Source organism: Streptomyces sp. NPDC048353 (genome assembly GCF_055587165.1).
Window position 1 is genome coordinate 833246 of record NZ_JBVJGU010000003.1, and the last position, 22130, is coordinate 855375.

The 22130-nt window shown below is 73.0% G+C and carries 21 protein-coding genes and 1 pseudogene; 13 read left to right on the plus strand and 9 right to left on the minus strand.

What is annotated here, in order from left to right; all coding sequences use genetic code 11:
* Window positions 1-55: 55 nt before the first annotated feature.
* From ACZ6RC_RS14025 to ACZ6RC_RS14060, 8 genes and pseudogenes are all read left to right on the plus strand, one after another.
* On the plus strand, window positions 56-1231 hold the full coding sequence (locus tag ACZ6RC_RS14025) for an acyl-CoA dehydrogenase family protein (RefSeq protein WP_469582290.1): 1176 nt from the start codon (window positions 56-58) through the stop codon (window positions 1229-1231).
* 37 nt (window positions 1232-1268) lie between these two features.
* Entirely contained in the window at window positions 1269-2450 is a 1182-nt protein-coding gene (locus ACZ6RC_RS14030) for an acyl-CoA dehydrogenase family protein (RefSeq protein WP_391142041.1), read from the plus strand.
* Window positions 2451-2484: 34 nt separating this feature from the next.
* A pseudogene (locus tag ACZ6RC_RS14035) lies at window positions 2485-3339 on the plus strand (3-hydroxybutyryl-CoA dehydrogenase); the annotation flags it as partial.
* 170 nt (window positions 3340-3509) lie between these two features.
* Window positions 3510-4121 carry a TetR/AcrR family transcriptional regulator gene (locus tag ACZ6RC_RS14040; protein WP_391142039.1) on the plus strand — a complete coding sequence of 204 codons (612 nt, stop codon included), beginning with the start codon at window positions 3510-3512 and terminating at the stop codon, window positions 4119-4121.
* A 362-nt stretch (window positions 4122-4483) separates the two neighbouring features.
* Window positions 4484-4687, plus strand: a complete 204-nt coding sequence (locus tag ACZ6RC_RS14045; RefSeq protein ID WP_030693997.1) for a cold-shock protein — start codon at window positions 4484-4486, stop codon at window positions 4685-4687.
* Window positions 4688-4977: 290 nt separating this feature from the next.
* Window positions 4978-6492: a DEAD/DEAH box helicase gene (locus tag ACZ6RC_RS14050; RefSeq protein ID WP_469582295.1), complete on the plus strand. Its 1515-nt coding sequence runs from the start codon at window positions 4978-4980 to the stop codon at window positions 6490-6492.
* 167 nt (window positions 6493-6659) lie between these two features.
* Window positions 6660-6995, plus strand: a complete 336-nt coding sequence (locus ACZ6RC_RS14055) for a CBS domain-containing protein (protein ID WP_469582865.1) — start codon at window positions 6660-6662, stop codon at window positions 6993-6995.
* 50 nt (window positions 6996-7045) lie between these two features.
* On the plus strand, window positions 7046-7354 hold the full coding sequence (locus ACZ6RC_RS14060) for an SCO5918 family protein (protein WP_469582298.1): 309 nt from the start codon (window positions 7046-7048) through the stop codon (window positions 7352-7354).
* Window positions 7355-7496: 142 nt separating this feature from the next.
* Here the strand turns inward: ACZ6RC_RS14060 and ACZ6RC_RS14065 are convergent, their stop codons facing one another.
* On the minus strand, window positions 7497-7856 hold the full coding sequence (locus ACZ6RC_RS14065) for a hypothetical protein (protein WP_469582302.1): 360 nt from the start codon (window positions 7854-7856) through the stop codon (window positions 7497-7499).
* Between the two features lie 193 nt (window positions 7857-8049).
* Here ACZ6RC_RS14065 and ACZ6RC_RS14070 point away from each other — a divergent pair, with 193 nt between their 5' ends.
* Window positions 8050-8427 (plus strand): helix-turn-helix domain-containing protein, encoded by a 378-nt coding sequence (locus ACZ6RC_RS14070; protein WP_391142031.1) that lies wholly within the window; start codon window positions 8050-8052, stop codon window positions 8425-8427.
* Between the two features lie 114 nt (window positions 8428-8541).
* Complete coding sequence (locus ACZ6RC_RS14075; RefSeq protein WP_469582305.1) at window positions 8542-9150, plus strand: SGNH/GDSL hydrolase family protein; 609 nt, start codon at window positions 8542-8544, stop codon at window positions 9148-9150.
* 137 nt (window positions 9151-9287) lie between these two features.
* Here ACZ6RC_RS14075 and ACZ6RC_RS14080 read toward each other — a convergent pair whose 3' ends face one another.
* A complete protein-coding gene (locus ACZ6RC_RS14080) occupies window positions 9288-9932 on the minus strand; it encodes a TetR/AcrR family transcriptional regulator (protein WP_469582308.1) in 645 nt (214 codons plus the stop codon).
* 209 nt (window positions 9933-10141) lie between these two features.
* Here ACZ6RC_RS14080 and ACZ6RC_RS14085 point away from each other — a divergent pair, with 209 nt between their 5' ends.
* Both ACZ6RC_RS14085 and ACZ6RC_RS14090 read left to right on the plus strand, forming a co-directional pair.
* Complete coding sequence (locus ACZ6RC_RS14085; RefSeq protein WP_469582311.1) at window positions 10142-11170, plus strand: zinc-binding dehydrogenase; 1029 nt, start codon at window positions 10142-10144, stop codon at window positions 11168-11170.
* 79 nt (window positions 11171-11249) lie between these two features.
* Window positions 11250-12323: a lipocalin-like domain-containing protein gene (locus ACZ6RC_RS14090; protein ID WP_469582314.1), complete on the plus strand. Its 1074-nt coding sequence runs from the start codon at window positions 11250-11252 to the stop codon at window positions 12321-12323.
* Between the two features lie 112 nt (window positions 12324-12435).
* Here ACZ6RC_RS14090 and ACZ6RC_RS14095 read toward each other — a convergent pair whose 3' ends face one another.
* Together ACZ6RC_RS14095 and ACZ6RC_RS14100 are read right to left on the minus strand one after the other, a co-directional pair.
* Window positions 12436-13443, minus strand: a complete 1008-nt coding sequence (locus tag ACZ6RC_RS14095; RefSeq protein WP_391142027.1) for a LysR family transcriptional regulator — start codon at window positions 13441-13443, stop codon at window positions 12436-12438.
* 153 nt (window positions 13444-13596) lie between these two features.
* Window positions 13597-14145, minus strand: a complete 549-nt coding sequence (locus tag ACZ6RC_RS14100; protein ID WP_391142025.1) for a carboxymuconolactone decarboxylase family protein — start codon at window positions 14143-14145, stop codon at window positions 13597-13599.
* 119 nt (window positions 14146-14264) lie between these two features.
* On the opposite strand from ACZ6RC_RS14100, the gene ACZ6RC_RS14105 reads away from it, so the two are divergent.
* The gene (locus tag ACZ6RC_RS14105) at window positions 14265-14864 is read left to right on the plus strand and encodes a TetR/AcrR family transcriptional regulator (protein WP_391142024.1); all 600 of its coding nucleotides are present in this window, start codon (window positions 14265-14267) and stop codon (window positions 14862-14864) included.
* Between the two features lie 152 nt (window positions 14865-15016).
* On the opposite strand, the gene ACZ6RC_RS14110 is transcribed toward ACZ6RC_RS14105, so the two are convergent.
* The 5 genes from ACZ6RC_RS14110 to ACZ6RC_RS14130 form a co-directional block, all read right to left on the minus strand.
* A complete protein-coding gene (locus tag ACZ6RC_RS14110) occupies window positions 15017-16780 on the minus strand; it encodes an acyl-CoA synthetase (RefSeq protein ID WP_469582321.1) in 1764 nt (587 codons plus the stop codon).
* The gene (locus ACZ6RC_RS14115; RefSeq protein ID WP_469582324.1) at window positions 16777-20007 is read right to left on the minus strand and encodes an FAD/NAD(P)-binding protein; all 3231 of its coding nucleotides are present in this window, start codon (window positions 20005-20007) and stop codon (window positions 16777-16779) included. Before ACZ6RC_RS14115 ends, ACZ6RC_RS14110 begins: the two co-directional genes overlap by 4 nt.
* Complete coding sequence (locus ACZ6RC_RS14120; RefSeq protein WP_453611934.1) at window positions 20004-20450, minus strand: cobalamin B12-binding domain-containing protein; 447 nt, start codon at window positions 20448-20450, stop codon at window positions 20004-20006. The genes ACZ6RC_RS14115 and ACZ6RC_RS14120 overlap by 4 nt, the downstream gene beginning before the upstream one ends.
* Before the next feature lie 325 nt (window positions 20451-20775).
* Window positions 20776-21192 carry a cupin domain-containing protein gene (locus ACZ6RC_RS14125; protein ID WP_391142017.1) on the minus strand — a complete coding sequence of 139 codons (417 nt, stop codon included), beginning with the start codon at window positions 21190-21192 and terminating at the stop codon, window positions 20776-20778.
* Window positions 21185-22108 carry a sulfurtransferase gene (locus tag ACZ6RC_RS14130; protein ID WP_391142014.1) on the minus strand — a complete coding sequence of 308 codons (924 nt, stop codon included), beginning with the start codon at window positions 22106-22108 and terminating at the stop codon, window positions 21185-21187. The genes ACZ6RC_RS14125 and ACZ6RC_RS14130 overlap by 8 nt, the downstream gene beginning before the upstream one ends.
* Window positions 22109-22130: the final 22 nt, after the last annotated feature.

The window sequence follows — 22130 nt, forward strand, 5'->3', positions numbered from 1 at the left end:
CCTCCCCCTTTCCCCCTCCCCCTCACTCCTCGATCGACCGTGCCCCGGAGGACACATGGACTTCCGCTACACCCCCGAGCAGACCGCGCTCAAGGACCGGGCCGCCGCCTACGCCCGGCTCCTGATGACGTACGAGGACCAGTCGGAGGAGGCGGGCGGCCCGCTGCCCGCCGACACCGTGCGCGAGCTGACCCGCGCCGCGATCGACGCGGGCGTCTACGCGATCAACATGCCCGCCGAGTGGGGTGGTGCCGGGCTGTCCCTCCTCGACCAGGTCATCGTCGAGGAGGAGTTCGGCAAGGTCACCAACTGCCTCTGGGACATCCCCTGGCGTCCCGCCAACGTCCTCGCGTACGGCACCGAGGCCCAGCGGGAGAAGTACCTCCTGCCCGTCGTCCGGGGCGAGCGGTTCGACGCGTTCGCGGTGACCGAACCCGGCGCGGGCTCGGACCCCGGTTCCGGCACCAGCACCGCGACCCGGACCGACGGCGGCTGGCTGCTCAACGGCGAGAAGTGGTTCGTGACCTGCGGCGACATCGCCGACTTCCTGCTCGTACAGGCCGACGCGGGCCCGGAGCGGGCCGCGACCCTGTTCTTCGTGGACAAGGCGGCGCCGGGCGTGGCGATGACCCGGGTGCCCAGGTTCATGCACTCCGCGGTGAACGGGCACCCCGAGTTCACCTTCACCGACGTCTTCGTCCCCGATGAGGACGTGCTCGGCGGCGTCGGCAACGGCTACGAGCTGACCAAGGAGTGGTTCACCGACGAGCGCCTGATGATCGCCGCCCGGACCGTCGGTGCCGCCGAGCGGGCCCTGGAGCTGGCCCGCGACTGGGCCGTCGAGCGGCGCCAGTTCGGCTCCCCCATCGCCGACTTCCAGCTGATCCAGGGCATGCTCGCCGACTGCGCCGTCGACATCGCCGTCAACCGCGCCTATACCCACCAGGTCGCCTGGGAGGCCGACCGGCCGGAGACCGACCGCAAGACCCTCCACGCCAAGGCGTCGACGGCGAAGCTCGCGGCCAGCGAGGCCGCCGGGCGGGTGATCGACCGGTGCGTCCAGATCTTCGGCGGCCGCGGCTACGACCGTACGTACCCCGTCGAGCGGATGTACCGCGAGCTGCGCGTCGACCGCATCTGGGAGGGCACCTCCGAGATCCAGCGCCTGATCATCGCCAACGAGCTGATCAAGCGCGGCACGCGGGCGCTCGCGCTGCCCACCACCGTCTGAAGCCCCTTCCCACCCCGACCCCGGAGGAGTCACCGGCATGGACTTCCGTCTCACCGCCCGTCAGCAGGAGCTCAAGGCCTCGGCGCGCGCGCTCACCGAGTTCATCACGGCGTACGAACTGGACTGCGAGGAGAACAACGGCCTGCCCCCGCTCGCCCACACCGCGATCCGCGACGCCGTCCTCGACAGCGGCCTGCAGGCCGTCAACATGCCCGAGGAGTGGGGCGGCGCCGGCCTCACCGTCCTGGAGCAGGTGACGGTCCAGGCGGAGCTGGGGCGGCTCACCGGCGCCCTGTGGGACATGGTCTGGCGCCCCGCCAACGCCCTGTCCTTCTGCACCCCGGAACAGCGCGAGCGGTACCTCGTCCCGGTGATCAAGGGGCAGCGCCGCGACTGCTACGCGGTGAGCGAGCCCGAGGCCGGGTCGGACCCGCAGAGTCTGCGGACCACGGCGACGCGGACCACCGGCGGCTGGGTGCTGAACGGCGAGAAGTGGTTCGTCACCGTCGGCGACCACGCCGACTTCATGATCGTGCTCGCCCTCGCGGGGGACGCCGGGGATGAGCGGGCCCCGACCCTCTTCCTGGTGGACAAGGACACGCCGGGCGTCGAGATGACCCGGGTGCCGCGCTGGACGCACACCTTCGTCTACGAACACCCCGAGTTCACCTTCACCGACGTGCACGTCGCCGACGACGCCGTCCTCGGCGAGGTCGGCAACGGCTACGACATCACCCGGGCCTGGTTCAGCGAGGAACGGCTGATGATCGCCGCCCGGACGATCGGCGCGGCGGAGCGGGCCCTGGAGCTGGCCCGCGACTGGGCCGTCGAACGGCGCCAGTTCGGCTCCCCCATCGCCGACTACCAGCTGATCCAGGGCATGCTCGCCGACTGCGCCGTCGACATCGCCGTCAACCGCGCCTACACCCACCAGGTCGCCTGGGAGGTCGACGACGGTACGGCCGACCGGAAGACCCTGCACGCCAAGGCGGCCATCGCCAAGCTGTCGGCGAGCGAGGCGGCCGGGCGGGTGGTCGACCGGTGCGTGCAGATCTTCGGCGGCCGCGGCTACGACCGTACGTACCCGGTCGAACGCCTCTACCGCGAGCTGCGCGTCGACCGCATCTGGGAGGGCACTTCCGAGATCCAGCGCCTGATCGTCGCGGGCGAACTCGTCAAGCGCGGCACGGGCGTCCTGCGGATGCCGTCCGCCGTCTGACCGGTCGGGGCGACCGGGGAGGGAGGGAGGACCGATGACGGACGTCGAGCGCGTCGGGGTCGTGGGCTGCGGTCTGATGGGATCGGGGATCGCCGAGGTCTGCGCCCGCGCCGGCCGGGACGTCGTGGTGGTGGAGACGGACCGGGCGGCCGCGGACGCCGGCCTGCGGCGGATCACCCGCTCGCTGGCCCGGGCCGTGGACGCCGGGCGGCTCACCGTCGCCGAACGGGACGCCGCGGCCGGACGGATCACGATGGCCACCGACCTGGCGGCGCTGGCCGACCGGGACCTCGTCGTCGAGGCGGTGGCCGAGGAGGAACGGGCGAAGCGGGAGGTCTTCGCCCGGCTCGACGCGACCGTGGAGCGGCGGGACGCCGTGCTGGCCTCGAACACCTCCGCCATCCCGGTCGCCCGGCTTGCGGCCGCCACCTCGCGGCCGGAGCAGGTGGTCGGTCTGCACTTCTTCAACCCCGTCCCGGTCCTCCCCCTGGTCGAGCTGGTGCCCTCCCTGCTCACCGCCGAGCGGACCGCCCGCCGGGCGTCGGACTTCGCCGCCGACGTGCTGGGCAAACAGGTGGTCCGCGCCCGGGACCGGGCCGGGTTCGTCGTGAACGCGCTGCTCGTGCCGTATCTGCTGGCGGCGGTACGGATGGCGGAGGCCGGGGCCGCGTCGCCCGAGGACATCGACCGGGCGATGACGCTGGGCTGCGCCCATCCGCTGGGGCCCCTGGCCCTGGCCGACCTGATCGGCCTGGACACGGTCGAGGCCATCGCGCGGTCGATGTACGCGGAGTACGGGGAGCCGTTGTACGCCCCGCCGCCGCTGCTCGCCCGGATGGTGGAGGCGGGCCTGCTCGGCCGCAAGGCGGGCCGGGGCTTCCACACCTATGGCGGAACGGGGGTCGCGATGCGCGAGGATGAGGGTCCGGCGGTCCCGGCGCGGGCGGCTGCGACGGCGGCGGTCCCGGCGGCGGCCGCCCCGCGGCCGGTGGCCGCGGCGTCCAGGGCCCGTCCGCCGGGCCACCCGCCCTTCGGGCACCGACACGGGGAGCAGCCGACGTGACCAAGGCCGAGCGCGCACTCGAGACACGCGAGCGGATCCTCATGGCCGCCTGCGAGGTGATCGCCGACATCGGTTTCGAGAACATCAGCATGCGCAAGGTGGCCGAACACGCCGGCGTCTCCAAGGCTCTGCTGCACTATCACTTCGACACGCGCGAGAAGCTCTTCGCCGAGGCGATGACGCACTCCTTCGCCCAGACGGGCCGGGACACCGAGGGCGACTCCGACGCGGCCCCGGCGGCGGTCGCGCTGGCCCGCATCCTGCGCAGCATGCTGCCGACGGACGCGGAGCTCCGCCAGGACTGGAAGCTCTGGCAGGAGCTGTGGGTGCGCGCCCAGCGCGACACGGCGGCCCGCCACCTCGCCGTGGACCTGTACGACCAGCTGCACGCGTGGGTGGGCGGGGCCGTCCGGCGGGGCGTCGAGACCGGCGAGTTCAAGGAGTGCGACGTCGCCGCGGTCAGCGATCTGGTCCTGGCGCTCAGTGACGGGCTCGGCATCCGGCTGATGCTGGACGATCCCCGGGTCGACCTCGCCTCGGCCAGGGCGACGATCTGGCGGGCCATCGCGCCCACGCTGGGGATCGGGCCCGACGTCCCGGACGTCTGACGTTTCCCTGATACCCGTCCGACCGGTGTACGCCGTTCCCCTTTCTCGGCCGTTCCATGACAGTCTTCGGGCGGGGCGGGGCAATATCTGTGACCGCCGGGTGAGATATGGAATCGAGGCGCGGTGAGGATTTCTCACCGCGCCTCTCACGTGGAATTACTCACCGCGCAAGGGCGATCTCGCCATGCTAGTGTCGGTGTCAGTTGCAGTTGTGGTTCCCAAAACCCAAGCGCCCCGACGGTGGTCTTCCGCCGCGGGGAACGCTTTTGTATTTCCGGTCTTTTTCCGGGCGGGGCAATCATCGCGGCGACGCGGAGTCCGCACAGTGCGCACTCCGGGCACTGCCCCGAAGGAGAATTGACATGGCATCTGGCACCGTGAAGTGGTTCAACGCGGAAAAGGGCTTCGGCTTCATCGAGCAGGACGGCGGCGGCCCCGACGTCTTCGCCCACTACTCGAACATCGCCGCCCAGGGCTTCCGTGAGCTGCAGGAAGGCCAGAAGGTGAACTTCGACATCGCGCAGGGCCAGAAGGGCCCGACGGCCGAGAACATCGTTCCCGCCTGACGCTCGCACGTCGTACGAGCTGGGGCCCGCACCTTGGGGTGCGGGCCCCAGCTCGTTGCATTCAAGGGTGCCGCCGCTCGGCAGGCGCCCCGTACGGCGGACGTACCGCCCGGCTCCGGACGCACACCCTCTCGGGTCTCCGTTCCGGCAGCCCCCTCCGACGCACGGCCCCGTCCGCGTATTCCGCGACGGTCCCGACGTTTCTCCTGTTGGCTCGTTCTCGCGATTCTCTGTGCGGCTCATCTGCCGCGGGAATTCCTTGATACGTGCCGCATCAAGGAAGGTTCCACATGAACCGCACACGCACGAACAACCGCACGAGCAACCGCGCCGTCAACCACGCGGGCGGCCGGATGAACGACCGCGCGAACGACCGTGGCACCGCCGGCGGCAAGGACCGGTCGAACGACCGCTTCTCCCGCAGCCGCCCGGCCGGGTCCAGCCGGCGTTCCGCACCCGTGCAAGGTGAGTTCGCCCTCCCCCGGACGATCACCCCGGCCCTGCCCGCCGTCGAGGCGTTCGCCGACCTCGACATGCCGGGGCAGCTGCTCGCCGCGCTCACCGCGGAGGGCGTGACCGTTCCGTTCCCCATCCAGGGCGCGACCCTGCCGAACACCCTCGCGGGCCGTGACGCCCTGGGCCGCGGACGCACCGGCTCGGGCAAGACCCTGGCCTTCGGCCTCGCCCTGCTGGCCCGTACGGCGGGACAGCGCGCCGAGCCCCGGCAGCCGCTCGCGCTGATCCTCGTCCCCACCCGCGAGCTGGCGCAGCAGGTGACCGACGCGCTCACCCCGTACGCCCGCTCCCTCAGGCTGCGGATGGCCACGGTGGTCGGCGGCATGTCGATCGGCCGGCAGGCCGGCGCGCTGCGCAGCGGCGCCGAAGTGGTCGTCGCCACCCCGGGACGGCTGAAGGACCTCATCGACCGCGGCGACTGCCGGCTGAACCAGGTCGCCATCACCGTCCTCGACGAGGCCGACCAGATGGCCGACATGGGCTTCATGCCTCAGGTCACCGCGCTCCTCGACCAGGTGCGTCCGGAGGGGCAGCGGATGCTGTTCTCGGCCACCCTCGACCGCAACGTCGACCTGCTGGTCCGCCGGTACCTCACCGACCCGGTGGTGCACTCCGTGGACCCCTCGGCCGGCGCGGTCACGACGATGGAGCACCACGTGCTGCACGTCCACAGCGCCGACAAGCAGGCCACCACGACCGAGATCGCGGCCCGTGACGGCCGCGTGATCATGTTCCTCGACACCAAGCACGCCGTCGACCGGCTGACCAAGGAGCTGCTGGGCAGCGGGGTCCGGGCCGCGGCGCTGCACGGTGGCAAGTCGCAGCCGCAGCGCACCCGTACGCTCGCGCAGTTCAAGACCGGGCACGTCACCGTGCTCGTCGCCACGAACGTCGCCGCCCGCGGGATCCATGTCGACAATCTCGACCTCGTCGTCAACGTCGACCCGCCGACGGACCACAAGGACTACCTGCACCGCGGCGGCCGTACCGCCCGCGCGGGCGAGTCCGGCAGCGTCGTCACCCTCGTCACGCCCGCCCAGCGCCGGGGGATGGCGCGGCTGATGTCGGACGCGGGGATCCGCCCGCGGATCACCGAGGTCCGCTCCGGCGAGGACGCGCTGCACCGCATCACGGGCGCGCAGGCACCCTCGGGCATCCCGGTCGTCATCACGGCGCCGGTGTCCGAGCGCCCCCAGCGGACCGCCTCGGGCCGCCCGCGCCGCTCCCGCCCCTCCTCCTCCGCCCGCCGCACCGCCCAGCGCCGACAGTCCCTCGACTCGGCGGCGTAGGCAGGCTCGGGCGGGCGTCCTCTCCGGCGATGCCCGCCCGCAGGTACGACCCCCGGGCGCCCCGCCCCGCTTCTCTCCGCAGGAGGCCTTTTGTGACACCGGTTCAGACGCGGTTCCATCCCACGGCGCACCCGGCGCCCTTCCGCACCGGGACGGTGCTCGACGCCATGAGCGAGGCCGGGCCGCAGGTCGACGACGGCATGACCGTCGAGGTCGCGCTGTCCGTCATGGCCAGTGCGCGTGCCGGGCACCTGCTCGTGCGCGACGACGACGGGCGGTGCACCGGGCTGCTGACCGAGGCGCAGCTCACCGCCGTACGGGACGGCTCCGCGTACTCGGACCGGGTCCGGCTCCGCGAGATCACCGGCGACAGCGGGCCCTTCACCTCGCCGCTCACCCCGATGGCCGAGGCCGAGCACGCGATGCGCCGCCGGCGGGTCGGGGCGTCGCCGGTCGTGGACGAGCACGGCTGCGCCCTGGGCGTGCTCACCCTCTCCCCCTGAACCTCCCCATCGGCCCGTCGGGCCGTCTCCCTCTTCACCTGTGAGGCCCCATGCGCTGCGTCATCGCCCGTTTCCCGTTCGATCTGACGAAGAACGACGTCCTGAACGCCATGAAGGGCATCAAGCCCGAGCCGGTCACCGGCGAGTCCGTGACGATCGGCCGTCGTACCTTCCCCGTCAAGCAGGTGGGTGAGGTCATCACCCGCCAGGACCGCCGCGACTTCAGCGCCGGTGAGGTCGTGCGGGCCATGACGCTCCTCGGCTTCACCTGCCGCCTCCGCCCCGAGGTGGCTCCCGCGCCGCTCGGCAGCGCGGTGGAGCGGGCGTCCGTACTGCTCGGCACGCCGGCCGCCCTCTGAGGCGTCCGGCAGGCATACGAGGAGGGCCCGACCGGCGCGCGCCGGTCGGGCCCTCCTCGTATGCCGCCACCTCGTGCCCTCGGGTCACGGCGGTGGCGGCGACGCGTACGGCCGGCGGGCGGGGACGCCCGCGCGGGCCGCGTCAGTGGTCGGAGTAGCGGAAGTCACCCACCGTCCACGCGCTGACCTCCTCGATCAGGACGCGGTACATCCCGCCCGTCTCCGGGATCCCCACGGTGCCCTGGAGGATCCTGGCGACGTGGAAGTGCAGATAGCGGGGCGGGCCGCCCGTCTCCACGGACGTACTGAAGATCCGGGAGAACTCGCCCAGACGTTCCGAGTCCGTCAGGACCTCCGAGACACGCTGCCTCCACACGGCTTCGGGAGCCAGTCGACCGGTGATGACCGTGCCACCCGTGACCACGGTCAGGGACATCTGATTGCTCTGCCCGGACTCCACCATCGCGGCGATGTCAACGAGCAACTCGTCAGGCTTCGACATGAAAGCCGATTCTATTCGTGGCCACGCCCGGCGGCGTGCGGCCGGGGTGCCTTCCGTCCCTCCCCGGGGCGAGACAGGGCCGAAAACACAGGTCGGCGCGGCACCGGGACGGAGGGATGGTGTTGAATTCCTCGGGGCGCTGGTGCCGTGCGGCATCGGGGCCCCTCGACGTGTTCCCGATGAAGAGGTGCAGATGACAGCGGATGACGCGCTCGGCGGCCGGCTGGACGACGACGACTACCCCGCCTACACGATGGGCCGGGCGGCGGAGATGCTCGGCACCACCCCCGGCTTCCTCCGCGCCCTCGGCGAGGCGCGGCTGATCACCCCGCTGCGCTCCGAGGGCGGCCACCGGCGCTACTCCCGCTACCAGCTGCGGGTCGCGGCACGGGCCAGGGAACTCGTCGACCAGGGGACCCCGATCGAGGCCGCGTGCCGCATCGTCATCCTCGAGGACCAGCTCGAGGAGGCCCAGCGCATCAACGCCGAGTACCGCCGCGCCGCCGCCCGGGCGGACGGGGCCGCGGACGGCGACGAGAGCGAGGGAGCACGGGACGCACGCTCCGACTGAGCCGTCGGGGCGCCCCGGCGTTGCGTCGGTGATCTTGCCCGGGCAGCATGGCCCGACGACGGGACACCGCGGCCGCACGGAAGGCCCGGCGGCCGGGCACGGGAGGGGCGGGCAATGATCAGGCTGTCGGACGGACCCATGACCTGGGTGGCGACGGGGGACAGCATCACCCAGGCCGTCCTGCACACGCACGGCGCCCGCGGCTGGGTCGAGCACCTCCACGAGCGGATCCGCTGGCAGCTGGGCCGGCTCACCGACACCGTGGTGAACACCGGCGTCTCCGGATGGAGCGCGGTCGACGTGCTGGCCCTCCACGACCGCCTCGTCGGCCGGTTCGCGCCCGATGTGCTGTCGGTGTCCCTCGGCACCAACGACTGCCTCGCCGGGGAGGAGGGCCTGCCGGTGTTCCACGACGCGATGCGCCGGATCATCGCCGGGGTGGGCCCCGCGACGCAGATCGTCCTCCACACGCCCGCGGTGATCGGCTTCTCGGGCCGGGAGCGCCGCGCCGCGCTTCCCGCGTACTGCCGGGCCGTCCGGGAGATCGCCGAGGAGACCGGCGCGCTGCTCGTGGACCACGAGGCGTACTGGCGGGAGCACCACGGCGACGCGGACCCCATCGCCTGGCTCGACGACGCGGCCCACCCCAACGCGACCGGCCACCTGCGGATGGCGAACCACACCTTGCGCACACTGGGCCTGGGAGAGCTGGACGCCCTCTAGGGCGCGTCCGGAGAGTCCCGCCTGGCCTGCCCTACAGCTCGCGCTGTCGGCAGGGCATGGACCCGCATGGCAGGTCCACCACAACGCGATGTCCGGATAGTCCACTGTCTACTGTGCTGCTCTGGCCCTCGACGGCCTCACGCGTGTGTGTCGCCGTCGGCTTGTCTCGTCTGCTCGAGGCCGTCGAGCAGCAGGCGCAGGCCGAACCGGAACTCCTCCTGGAGCGGCACGTTGGTCAGGTCATCGGCCGCTGCGATGGTGGCCGGGTAGGTGTTCGGGTCGAGAGCCCGGTAGTAGTCCACGAGGTGCGCTTCGTCTCCGGACGCGGGTGAGCCGGGGCCGTGTTGCTGAATGGCGAAGCCGACGACGTAGTGGCCGATCGCCGTGAAGGCGCGAGCGGCCAGGGCGACGGGGAATCCGAAGCCGTGAAGGAGCCGCAGGATCCGCTCCCGATTGGCCAGGCCGTTGGGCCCGACGGGCACTTGGGCCACCAGCAGGGGGAGAGCGTGGGGGTGCCGACGCAGTGTGTCGTAGAAGGCCTGCGCCCCGACTTCGACGGCTTCCCGCCACGACAGGCCGTCGAGCGACTCGGGGCTGACGCGCACCTCGCCGAGGATCCGGTCGACCACGTAGGCGAGCAGCTCGTCCTTGCCGGCGAAGTGCCGGTAGAGCGTCGCGGTGCCTGAATCCAGGGCGTCGGCCAGCATCCGCAGGGTCAGTGCCTGCACCCCGACCTCGTCGACGAGCTTCAGCGCCGTGTCGACGATCCGGCCGACGTCCACGGGCGGTCGCCCGCGTCGGCCCGCGGACGGGGCGGGCGGACGGCTCGCCCACCAGGCGGGGCTCCCGGGCACTGCTGACGGCTCTGGGGGCACGGGTGTCTCCCTCTTCTCGAAGCGCACCATTATGAGTACGGCGTAGCCAAAAAAGCATTTTCGGTGTTAGCGTATCCGTTATGCAGTCCAGTACCGCACCCACGACTCCGGGTCACATGCGAGCCGCTCAGATCGGTCGCTTCGGCGCAGCCCAGGAGGTCTTCGAGGTCATGGAGAACGCGCCGGTGCCCGCCCCGGGCGAAGGGGAAGTCCTCGTCCGGCAACGGGCCACCTCCGTCAATCCGATCGACTGCCGCAGGCGGGGCGGCTACGGCCACAAGCTGATGGAACTCCGGGGCATCGCCGGTTTCCCGCTCACGCTGGGCAATGACGTATCCGGGGACGTCGTGGCGGTCGGGCCCGGCGTGACGCGCATCCGCGTGGGCGAGGCGGTCTTCGGGGCCAAGGAACCGTCGAGGCAGGGCACGTACGCCGAGTACTGCGTGGTCAAAGCCGACCAGGTCATCCGCAAGCCCGAAACCCTGTCGTACGCGGAAGCCGCCGCGCTCCCGTACGCCTTCCTCTCCGCGTGGGCCGCGCTGCGGGCCGCGGGCTTCAAGCCCGAGACCGCCGCCGGCAAGCGGGTGTTCCTGCAGGGCGGCACAGGCGGCACGGGCGTGGTCACTCTGCAGGTCTGCAAGGCGCTCGGCGCCCACGTCGCCACGACGGCGGGGCCGGCGGGCATGGACCTGTGCCACGAGCTGGGCGCCGACCAGGTGATCAACTACCGGACCGAGGACTTCACCCGGCAACTCGACGACTTCGACTTCGCGATCTGCCTCGCCGACCGGGCGGAGGAGACGAAGATGCTGTCCATCCTGCGCACCGGGCCCGGTGCCGGCTACGGCACCCTCGTCCATCCACTGATGCCCCTGGTCGACGAGAAGGGCCTCCTCCGCGGCGGGGCCCGGGCCGCCGCGACCCTCGTCAGCCGGCGTCTGGCTCAGGCTCTGCGGCGCCGCGGCTACGGATGGGCCCTCTTCAGGCCCGACCGCGCGGCGCTGGAGATGCTGGCCCGCCTGACCGCCGAGGGCAAGGTCAAGGCCGTCATCGACCGGACCTACCGCCTCTCCGAGATCGCCGACGCGCAGGACTACGTCGAGCGCGGACGCGCGAAGGGGAAGGTCATCGTCGACATCGGATGAGCCGTACCGACAGTCAGGCCACCGCACGACCGCACAAGGAAACGAGGCGAGGACGATGTCCGGCACCGAGGATTGCCGCATGGCCGATCGACCGGCCGACTACCAGCGCCTGGGCATCGCCAAAGGCGAGATCGCACCCTGGGAGGACGGCTTCCGCTCCCGCCCCGGCGGCCCCGGAACCTTCGAGTGGTGGTACTTCGACTCCGTCCTCGACGACGGATCCACCCTGGTCGTCAACTTCATGGCCAAGGACTTCCGCGTGGGCAAGGGCATCGACCAGCCACCCGCGCCCGTGGTCACCATCGAACTCGACCGACCGGACGGCACCCACGTCGAACGCACCTCACTGCCGCACCCCGGCGACTACGACTTCGCCTCCGACCGGTGCGACGTCCGCATCGGCCACAACCGGATCTCCGGTGACCTGCACACCTACCGCATCCACGCGGACATCGACGGCGTCGTCGCCGACGTCACCCTCACCGGGCAGGTGCCCTCCTGGCGGCCGAAGACCGGGCACATCGTGTTCGGCGACGAGAAGCAGAAGTGCTTCGCCTGGCTGCCCTCCGTCCCCCAGGGCCGGGTCGAGGCCACCCTCACCGTCGACGGCGCCACCGAGACCCGCACGGGCACCGGCTACCACGACCACAACTGGGGCGACGCGGAGATGGCCCGCCTCATGCACCACTGGTACTGGGCACGCGCCGAGGCAGGCGACTACACCGTGATCGCCTCGTACATCACCGCCGCGCAGAGGTACGGCTCCGCCGAGATCCCCCTCTTCATGCTCGCCGAGAACGGCAAGATCCTCGCCGACCAGGACAACCTCGTACGCTTCACGAAGTCCGACGAACGGCCCGACCCGGTAACCGGCAAGCCCGTCGCGAACCTCCTCGTCTACGACTACGACGCCACCGCCCAAGGCGGCGAACGCTTTCGGGTCACCTTCCGGCGAGAGAACACCATCGTCCAAGACCGCATGATCGAATCCCTCAAAGGCCCCAAGCGGATCCTGGCCAAGCTCGCCGGATTCAACGGCGCCTACCTGCGCTTCACCGGCCGGGTCACCATCGAGCGCCTCACACCCGGCGAGGACCGCGACAGCGTGAGCGCACCGGCCCTGTGGGAACTCATGTACTTCGGGAAGCACTGAACCAGTCCCGCACGTCGACAGGCGTTCAAGGTGCCGCGGCGCACCGCCCCGTGTCCCCCGGGCCCGGTCGGGGTTTGAGCCCGGGGAGGGGGGCGGTGGGCCGCGGCACCGGTCAGGTGGGGACGCCCGGTTCGGGGTCCAGGGTGGGCTCGTCGTCGAGGGCGGGGACCATGGCCGGGCCCTCCGGGCGGCCGGGGTGGACGCCGCAGGCCAGTGCGGTGGCCTGGCGGAGCGTCTCCGTCAGGTTCTCCCAGTCGAGGGCGGGGCGGGCGGGCGTACGGCTGGAGATGAGGGAAACGTTCCAGCGCATCTTCGGCACCCCGGGCAACGGCCGCAGGCCCGTCACCCCGCGGGGCGAGGAGACCAGCGCCAGGGGGAGCATGGCGCAGCCGAGGCCCGACTGGGCGGCGGCGCGGACGCCCGCCATGGAGCCGAGTTCGTGGATCTCCGGCGGTCCCTCCGAGCGCAGCCGGAGGAACTCGGGCAGCCAGCGCTGCGAGGGACAGTCGGGGTCGGCGATGACCACCTGACGGGCGGCCGACCGTCGGTTCCCCCGGCCGGTGACGGGTACGAACTCGACTTCCTGGAGCCGTACTTCGGTGAGGTCGTCGGAGCGGTCGGTCCGCAGCTGGTCGGCGAGCATGGCCTCGGGGTCGACCGCGTCGACCACCGTGAGGACCAGGGCGCCGTCGATCGCGCCGGAGCGGAAGGCCTCGTGGATCTCGGACGTTCCCATGACCCGCAGGGCGAGCTGGACGCCGGAGAGCAGCCGCCGGCCGATGTGGGTGACGCGGGCGAGCTGCTGTCCGTACGCCAGGGCCGGGACGATGCCGACCGTCATGCGCGGCGGGGTGACGGCGGGGCGGCGCAGGGCCACCTCCATCTCCCCCACCAGGGTGAGTATCTGCCGCGCGTACTCGCCCATGACCGTTCCGGTGCGGGTGAGCCGCACGCCGTTGGGCAGCCGTTCGAAGACGGGTTCCCCCACCTGCCTCTCCAGCGCGCGCATCTGCGCGGTGACGCTCGACTGCGAGTACCCGAGGCGACGGGCCGCCTGGGTGAAGGACCCGGTCAGGGTCACCTCGCGGAAGGTCCGGAGTGTTCTTGCGTCGATATCCACGTGTACTCCCCCACGCCGCCCCCCGGCGGCAGTCCCTCGCACCGGTCGGGCGGTCACGCCATCCGGTCCGTCGCACACTCGGTCAGTCACACATGCCACAGGGGTGCCGGGCGCCCCTTCGCGCCCGGCACCCCTGCCTCGGCCGCGAAGACTCTACTCGGCGATCTGGGCCTGGACCAACGGAAAGTCCAGATCCGGTTGCGCAACGTGATTGAAGAAGTTGGACAGCACATTGAGCGCGATGTGGCCGACGATCTCGGCGAGTTCGGCGTCGGTGACGCCGGCGGCCCGCGCGTCGGCGAGGGCCGCGTCGGTGACCCGGCCGCCGGTGTCGATGATGTCCCCGGCGATCCGCAGCACCTGGTCCATGTGCGGGTCACCGGCGTCGCCGCCATGGCGGGTGGCGAGCAGCTCCTGCTCGCTCAGGCCGACCTTGCCGCCGCGCAGGGTGTGCGCGGAGACGCAGTACGTGCAGTCGTTGCGCTGGGCGATGTAGAGGGCGAGCTGCTCCCGCTGGCGGGCGCTGAAGGAGCCGCCGACCAGGGCCTCGCGCATGGCGAGGTAACCGCGCAGCGCGGCCGGGCCGTTGGCCATGGAGGCGTAGAGGTTCGGCAGCTTGCCGAGCTGCTTGAGGGTGCCCTCGAGCAGCTCGCGCTGCTCCTCGTTGGCGGTGTCGACGGTCAGTTGGGGCAGGCGGGGCATGGAGCTCTCCTAGCGCAGGACCAAGACGGAACTGATCGGTACCATCGGAACGGTACCGATCAGTGCCGTCTTCCGCAATGGTGTGCGACTCTGCGCGGTACTGAGTGGTACCGTTTCGTATGGCGACGAACGCGAAAGAACGGCTCCTCAGCGCGGCGGAGCGTCTGTTCTACGAAGAAGGGATCCGGGCCGTCGGGATCGAGCGGATCCTGTCCGAATCCGGTGTGGGCCGCGCGTCGTTCTACCGCCACTTCCCCAGCAAGGACGACGTGGTCGTGGAGGTGCTCCGACGCCGCGACGGCATGTGGCGCGGGTGGCTCGCGGGACGGATCGAGGCCAGCGAACGCCCGCCGCGCGAGCTGCCGCTGGCCCTCTTCGACGGCCTGGCCGAGCGCTTCGCGGCGGCCGAGTTCCGGGGGTGCGCCTTCATCAACACCATGGTCGAGGCGGCGGACCCGGAGAGTCCGGCGCACCTGGTGGCGGCCGAGCACAAGGAGAAGGTCATCGCCGTCCTGGACGGCCTGCTCGTCGACGGCGGCTACGCGGACCACCGGACGCTCGCCCGCCAGCTCGCCCTCCTCGGCGACGGCGCCATCGTGACGGCGCTCCGCGAGGGCACCACGGACGCGGCGGTACGCGCCCGGTCCGTGGCCGAAATCCTCCTGCGCACCGCCACGCGCGACCCGTCCGTCGACCGGGAGCCCGCGACGACGGCCTGAGACGGAAAGCCGACCGGAAACCGCCCCCGCGAACGAGGGAGCGGTGGACAGCGGTCCGCGGACGGGCCCGGCCGGCCCGCGGGGGCGGACCGATCCCGGAGGTGGGGTGAGGTCCGGCCCGCCCCGGGGGACCCGGCGCCGGCCGGGGGTACTCAGTCGCCCACGTCGAGGGCCGTCAGGGCCGTCCGGCAAAGCTTGCCCGAGCGGGTGCGGGGGAGTTCGGGGACGAAGCGCACGCCCCGGGGGACGAAGACCGGCGCGAGGCGGGTGCGCGCCAGGGCCAGCAGCTCCTCCTCCACACGGGCCACACCGGCCTCCTCCCCATCGCCTTCGCCCGCCCTGGCCGCCCCCGCCCCCGCCGTGAGCTGGACGACGGCGTACGGAGCCAGGCCGCCGGCCGGGTCCGGGCAGGGGATGACCGCCGCGTCCGCGACCGCCGGATGCCGGCGCAGCACCGCCTCGATCTCCATCGGGGAGATCCGGTGGCCGTGCGACTTGAAGACCTCGTCCAGCCGCCCCAGCAACCGCAGGGACCCGTCCGCACACCACTCGCCCCGGTCGCCCGTGCGGTAGTACCCGTCGGCGAAGACCGCCTCCGTACGGTCCGGGCGGTCCGCGTACCCCCGCATCAGACCCGGCGGACGCTCCGTCAGGTCCACGCACACCTCCCCCGCCTCCGCCTCGGCGCCCGTCTCCGGGTCGCGCAGCACGATGCGGTAGCCGGGCAGCGGGTGGCCCAGCGGGGAGAGCGCCGCGGGGGTGCCCGGGGCGCGGCCGATCAGCGCGGTGGCCTCGGTCTGGCCGTAGCCGTCCCGGACCCTGACCCCCCAGGCCTGCTCGACGGCGTCCGCGACCTCGGCCGTCAGCGGCTCGCCGGCCGCCGTCGCCTCCCTCAGCCGGGGGGCGGCCGGGCCACCGGAGACGTACGGCAGCATCGCCCGCCAGGCGCTCGGCGGCGCGCAGAGGCTTTCCACGCCGTGGTCGGCGAGCACGCCGGGCAGGACGGCGGGCGGAAGGCCGCCGTCCGGGGGCGCGAGGACCGTCGCCCCCGCCGTCCAGGGGACGAAGAGGCTGGACCAGGAGTGCTTGGCCCAGCCGGGCGCCGAGAGGTTCAGATGCCGGTCGCCGGGGCGCAGCCCGCTCCAGTAGAGGCTGGAGAGGTGGCCGACGCCGTAGCCGGCGTGGCTGTGCTCCACGAGCTTGGGCAGCGAGGTGGTGCCCGAGGTGAAGTAGCAGAACGACGGGTCGGCGGCCCGGGTCGGGCCCGGGGGCAGGAAGGGCCGCCGGGCGGCCGGTCCGGTGTCCGGGTACGGCACCCAGCCCCGCTCCCCGGGCGGGGTGCCGTACGCGATCCGCAGCCCGGGGACCGGGGAGCCGGACAGGAGGGGTGCGAGCGCGGACGTGCAGATCACGTGCCGGATGCCGCCCCGGCCGATCCGGTCCGCGGCCTCGTCCCGGGTGAGGTCCTGGTAGCCGGGGACCACGACCGCGCCGAGCTTCACACAGCCGAGGAGCGTCTCCCAGAGCTCCACCCTGGTGCCGAGCAGCACCAGCACCCGGTCGCCCGCGGCGACCCCCAGCTCCCCGAGGGCCACGGCCAACGTGTCGGACCGCGCGGACAGTTCGGCGAAGGAGACCCGCTCGGCGACGGCGACCCGGCCGTCGCCGGGGTCCGGCGGGCCCAGGATCTCCAGGGCCGGCCGGTGGTTGTCCGCGGCGAGGACGTCGAACCATTCCAGCGCCCAGTTGAAGTGCTCGGCGCGCGGCCACCGGAAGGCCGCTCGGGCCGCCTCCCGGTCGCCGCGCAGCCGCAGCAGCAGATCACGGGCGGCGCGGTACTCCTCGTGCGCGGCCGTCCACCGGTGCTCGCGGTACGCCTCCTCGGCCTCCGCCCCGCCGGGCCCGTACGGGTTCACGAGGCCGCTCCGAGCAGCGCGGCGGCGATCGTGTCGGCGTCCCGGGTGAACGACCCCCACGGGCCCGGCCGGCCGCTGCCGACCTGGGTGAACCAGCGGGTGTGCTCGCTGGGGATGCCGATCACATGGGTGGCGGTGTCCACCGAGCCGTCCGCCCGGACCGGGTGGAAGGGAGCGTCCGTGCAGTCGATCCCACCGGTGACGAACGCGTCGTCGGCTTCCGGGGCGTTGACGAAGCGGCGGATGGCCCCGTCGGCGAGCAGGCCCCGGATCAGCGGATCACGGTCCGCGCCGATGTCGGTGCTCGGCACCCGGGCGTCGACCAGCACGTCGAGGGCCACCCAGGAGTTCTCCACCTGCGCGGACTCGACGGTGAAGCGTCCCGTCCCGGCGTCGGCGCCGAACCGGGCGCCGGGGCCGACCGGTTCGAGGACGCCGGCCGCGAGCAGCGCCAGGAACTGCTCCGAGCGCACCTGCGGCGGGCCGGTGGACACCATGGCGGCGACCGGGCCGAACTCCTCCAGGAACCAGCGGTGCGAGGCGGGGGTCAGACCGCCGAAGTCGACGACGGTCCTGATCGTCTGCCGTACGTCGCGGAGCACGTCCGCGGCCGCCTTCAGCGGCCCGTCCGCGTTGCCCAGCCGGGCCTCGGCGAGGTCCGCGCGCAGCCACTCGGTGAGCACCTTGTGGAACTCCGCCGGGGAGCCGAAGCGGCGCCCGGCGAAGGGGCGGGCGAGCGTGTCGAGCCGGTGCAGCGGCCGGTGGTCGATGTCGTAGGCGGAGGCCTGATCCCGCAGCAGGCGGAGGTCCGGCGGTTCGCGCCGGTCCAGCGCCCGCCCCGCGCGGTCGGTGAACCGCGCCGCCGCCTCGGCCCCGTGGGCCTGCCGGACGCGGCCGGCGAGCAGCACCAGATTCACCTCGGCCAGCAGCCAGGGCAGGACGTCCGCCGCGAAGTCGAGCGGACCGCCCGCCCTCAGCTCGGCCATCCGCTCGGCCGTGAACAGCCGCGCGCGGTAACGGTGGGAGGGATCCTTCTGGTTGGCCCCCCGGGTCAGCAGCGGGACCCCGCTGCGCGAAGCGGCAAGGATCCGGGGCTCCTTGCCGCTGGGCAGATACAGCAGGCCGTCCTGTCCCTCGGCGAAGGTGCCGCCGCGCCCCAGGGTCAGCTCGGTGACGATGTCGTAGAAGGTCAGGCCCATGCCGAGGACGCCGACCGACGCGCCGGCCGGGATGTCGGCGAGCGGCATCTCGCCGGCGGAGCCCCCGAGGACGTACCGCAGCGGGCGGGCGGGGGTGGAGTGCGTACGGGCGAACCGCTGCCACTCCCGCTGCCCCGCGTCGGGCTCGTTGACCGGGTGGCCGGTGGCGAGGACAAGCCGGTCCACGCTCAGCACGTCGCCGCTGTCGAGTCTCAGCCGGTGCGGGCCGTCCCCGGTCCGGTCGGCGCAGAGCACCCGGGCCGGGACGCGGCGCACGGTCAGGGGCGGCGGCAGGGTGGCCTCGATGCGCTCCATCACGTACGCGAGGTAGCGGCCGTAGACGACCCGGGGGGCGTAGCCCTCGGGCTCGGCGTGAGCGGGGTCGTCCCGCGCCCACCACTCGCCGAGGGTGGGTCCGGCGCCCGGCCGGTGCGGCCCGTCGTCGGCGGGCCCGGAGAACATGGTGACCTCCTGGGCCGGGGTGTTCATCAGGAACCACGGCGACTGGTCCGTGCGCCAGATCCGACCGGCCCCCGCCTCGTACGGATCCACCGCGTGGACCTCCACCGGCCGGGCCGGCGGGTCCGCGGCGCAGCGGGCGGCGAGCCGCTCCAGTACGGACAGGCCGCGCGGGCCCATGCCGGCGAAGGCGATCCGCAGCGGCTCGGCCGGCTCCCCCGCGCCGCCGGGGGCGGGGGCCGTGAGGCGCGAGGGCTCCGGCGGCGGGTCGGTCTCGGCGGCCTGGTCGTGTTCCCTGGCGACCCGGCCGAGCATGCCGGAGAGCTGGCGGGAGGTCATCGGGATGGTCCTTCGGCTGGTGGTGAGCAGCGGCAGGGAGCCCAGGTCGGTCCACTGGAGCCGGCCGTCCGGCGCGAGCGTGGAGCGTGCCTCCCCCCGGTTGTCCGGGTGGAGGCAGAACGGCACGTCGAGCAGGCCGCGGTCGAAGGCCTTGAGCAGGGCGATGCCGAGGTCGTCGGAGAGCGAGAGCACGGTCGTGACGAGGGTGCGGGCCTCGGTCAGGATCTCCTCGGTGTCGGTGGCGCCCGGCTCAGGCCGCCGGCCGCGGGCGCGGGCCTCGCGTGCGGCGTCGGCGGCGGTGCGCAGCGCCGTCAGGTTCTCCTCGACGGTGGGGATGCGGTGCGCCTCGGTCTCGGTCTTCACGATCAGGCGCTGCGCCCCGCCGCGGACGGCGAGTTCGGCGCTGCGGCGCAGGAGCAGGCGGGCGCCGGGCACGGTCCGCGGATAGACGCCCATGTAGGTGTAGAGGACGATGTGCCGGTCCACCGCCGTCGGCAGGAACTCGTCGGCGAGCATCCGCAGGGCGGTGAGGGCGCCGGCGTCCTGGCCGGCGTGGGTCTGCTGGGCGTAGCTGAGGGAGACGCTGCGCGCGCCGTTCGCGGCGAAGAAGAGGCACTCCAGGACGGAGATCGCGACGAGCAGCGAGGGCGGGCAGAGCTGGCCGAGCATGCAGCCGCCGAAGGATTCCAGATGGGCGCGGCGGCCGTGGTCGCGGCTCTCCTCGGTGAGGTACTGGACGGAGTCACGCCAGGCGGCGACGGACTCGGCGAGCGGGGTGCGGCCGTAGGGCAGGCAGTAGGAGGCGGGCCCGCCCTCGGTGGCGGAGAGGCCGGCCGCGGTCATGGTGCGGAAGATGGCCATGGGGTCGGCGGAGCCGTGTCTGACCTGGACGGGGGTGCGGCGGCCCGCCGCGGCGGCGACCCGGGCGCTGGTCTGCGGCCCGTGGCTGACGATGGGGAAGCCGTTCAGGGGCCGGCCGGCGCGGAGCGCGGCGGTGGCGGCGGCGTGGTCGCCGACCCGGGTGTAGCTGTCGATGGTGAGGGTGGCGACGGTCCGTTCGGGCAGCTCGGCGACGGCGGCGACTCCGGCGGCCATCTCCTGCGGCGAGAGCATGCCCATGCGGGGCTGGACGACGAGTTCGCCGGCGGCGGCCGCCTCCTGGACGAAGGTTCCGAGGTCGCCGGGGGCCGCGGCGTGTCGGGGCTGCGGGGGCTGGGCGGGATGGGTCACGCCGCGGCCCGCCCGGTACACGAGCCTCTCAGCTCGCTGAGGTGGTGGAGCAGGGCGGTCGGTGCCGTGCCGTCGGCGTACACCGCGTCGTAGCCGGCTTCGAGCAGCTCGGCGGTGCGCTCCTCGGCGCCCTGCGGGGAGATGCCGAGCAGCCCCCCGATGACCATGGGGATGGCGCGGGTCTCGCGGTCGGAGCGCAGGGCGCGGGCGGCGCGCAGTCCGTCCTGGTGGCCGTGGCCGTTGACCGAGCTGACGACGACGAGGTCGGGGGTCGTCATCCGGGCGGTGTCGACGAGGAGCTGGTCGGGGACGCAGGGCCCGAGGTTGAGGACGGAGTGCCCGTGCTCCTCCAGGAAGAGCTGGAGGTGGACGAGGTTCCAGGTGTGCGCGTCGGAGGATCCGGTGGTGAGCAGGACCCGACGGGAGGTCTCCGGGCTGCGCAAAGGGTGCGGCCTTGTGGACGGGGTCATGGCTTCTCTCTCACGTGACGGGCTACGCGCGTCGCCGCGCACAGCACGGGTGCGGTACGGGGGCGGTACGGGTACGGGACAGCTGCGGGGCGGGTACCGGGTGCGTACGGGACAGGCGCCGGGTGCGTACGGCGAAGGTGCGTACGGGACAGGTGCGTACGGGCGCGGTACGGGTGCGCGGGACCCGGCCCGGTCGGAACCGATGGGCGCCGGCGACCGGGCGGCCCGGGGCCGGGCGGCCGCGGCCAGGCCGGGTCCGGCCCGGCGGGTGTTCCGCCGGGCCGGCTCCGGGGCGGGGTCAGGCTCCCGCGCCCACCGAGGTGGTGATCTCGCCGGACTCCGGCGTGCGGGGCGCGGCGGGGCGGGCACGGACGGCGAGGACCGTGCAGCCTTCCGCGCTGGACATCTGGTGGCGGGTGCCGGGCTCCTCCACCACCAGGTCGCCGCGGTGGAAGCGGCGCCCGTCGCTGTGGTCGAGCGTCCCGTCGAGGACGAGCATCAACTCGTGGCCCAGGTGCTCGTGGAAGTCGCCGTGCGCGCCGGGCGGGAAGCGCAGCAGCAGGGAGGCGGAGTCCTCGTCCTCGTCGGGGTCGGGACCCCACAGCACGACGTACTCCACGCCCACCCGGCCGGGTTCGGTCCACGGCACCCAGGGCAGGTCGGTCTGGTCGAAGCCGCTGCGGAGGACGTTCCGCATCACGGTGACGTCAGGCACGGGAGGTGGCCTCCGAGGTGACGGGCGCGCGTCCGGGCGCGCGCTGGGCGAAGAGGGACGGGATGCCGTCGGGGCCCCACGGCAGCGGGCCGTTGACGATCGGGGCGCCGATGAGGGAGCCGAACTCCCGCCAGGCGCCGTCGTAGTTGCGCACCCCACGGCGGCCGAGCAGCTCGTGCAGGACGAACCAGCTGTGGGCCGAACGCCAGCCGACGCGACAGTAGAGGACGGTGGTGCCCTCCTCCCCCACCCCGGCGTAGACGCGCTCCAGCTCCTCGTCGGAGCGGAAGGTGCCGTCGGGGCCGACGGCGCTGTGCCACGGGATGTGCTCCGCCGAGAGCGCGTGCCCGCAGCGGACGCCGACGTCCTCGGGGACGCCCGGCGGGGTGTTGCTGCGCCCGACGTACTCCTCCAGGGAGCGGACGTCGAGCAGCCGGTGGCGGCCGATGTGGTCGAGCAGGTCCTCGCGGCGGGCGCGGACGGACTCGTCGGGCCGGGGGACGGGGTACGTCACCGGCGTCCGCTCGGGCGCCTCGTGGGTGAGCCGGCCGCCGACGGCCTCCCAGCGGGCGCGCCCGCCGTCCAGGAGGCGGAGCTCGCGGTGGCCGTAGAGCCGGAACTGCCAGTACCCGGCGGCGGCCCACCAGTTGTTGTTGCCGCTGTAGAAGACCACGGTGTGGTCCTCGGAGATCCCGTGCCGGCCGAGGAGGGCGGCGAAGGCCTCGGGGCCGATGACGTCCCGGCGTACGGCGTCCTGCAGGTCGCCGCTCCAGTCGAGGCGTACGGCGCCGGGGATCCGGCCTTCCTGGCTGCCTCCGTCGGTGATCTCGACGAGGACGAGGTCGTCGCCGGCGGTGCCTGCGGAGAGGTGCTCGTCGATCCGGTCGGTGGTGACCAGAAGCCTGTCACGGTTCATCGGCGCTCCGTTGAGGGAAGGG

Coding starts and splice junctions, on each gene's coding strand:
- ACZ6RC_RS14025 (WP_469582290.1), top strand. CDS start 56: ATGGACTTCCGCTACACCCCCGAGCAGACCGCGCTCAAGGACCGGGCC.
- ACZ6RC_RS14030 (WP_391142041.1), top strand. CDS start 1,269: ATGGACTTCCGTCTCACCGCCCGTCAGCAGGAGCTCAAGGCCTCGGCG.
- ACZ6RC_RS14045 (WP_030693997.1), top strand. CDS start 4,484: ATGGCATCTGGCACCGTGAAGTGGTTCAACGCGGAAAAGGGCTTCGGC.
- ACZ6RC_RS14050 (WP_469582295.1), top strand. CDS start 4,978: ATGAACCGCACACGCACGAACAACCGCACGAGCAACCGCGCCGTCAAC.
- ACZ6RC_RS14055 (WP_469582865.1), top strand. CDS start 6,660: ATGAGCGAGGCCGGGCCGCAGGTCGACGACGGCATGACCGTCGAGGTC.
- ACZ6RC_RS14060 (WP_469582298.1), top strand. CDS start 7,046: ATGCGCTGCGTCATCGCCCGTTTCCCGTTCGATCTGACGAAGAACGAC.
- ACZ6RC_RS14065 (WP_469582302.1), bottom strand. CDS start 7,856: ATGTCGAAGCCTGACGAGTTGCTCGTTGACATCGCCGCGATGGTGGAG.
- ACZ6RC_RS14070 (WP_391142031.1), top strand. CDS start 8,050: ATGACAGCGGATGACGCGCTCGGCGGCCGGCTGGACGACGACGACTAC.
- ACZ6RC_RS14075 (WP_469582305.1), top strand. CDS start 8,542: ATGATCAGGCTGTCGGACGGACCCATGACCTGGGTGGCGACGGGGGAC.
- ACZ6RC_RS14085 (WP_469582311.1), top strand. CDS start 10,142: ATGCGAGCCGCTCAGATCGGTCGCTTCGGCGCAGCCCAGGAGGTCTTC.
- ACZ6RC_RS14090 (WP_469582314.1), top strand. CDS start 11,250: ATGGCCGATCGACCGGCCGACTACCAGCGCCTGGGCATCGCCAAAGGC.
- ACZ6RC_RS14100 (WP_391142025.1), bottom strand. CDS start 14,145: ATGCCCCGCCTGCCCCAACTGACCGTCGACACCGCCAACGAGGAGCAG.
- ACZ6RC_RS14105 (WP_391142024.1), top strand. CDS start 14,265: ATGGCGACGAACGCGAAAGAACGGCTCCTCAGCGCGGCGGAGCGTCTG.
- ACZ6RC_RS14130 (WP_391142014.1), bottom strand. CDS start 22,108: ATGAACCGTGACAGGCTTCTGGTCACCACCGACCGGATCGACGAGCAC.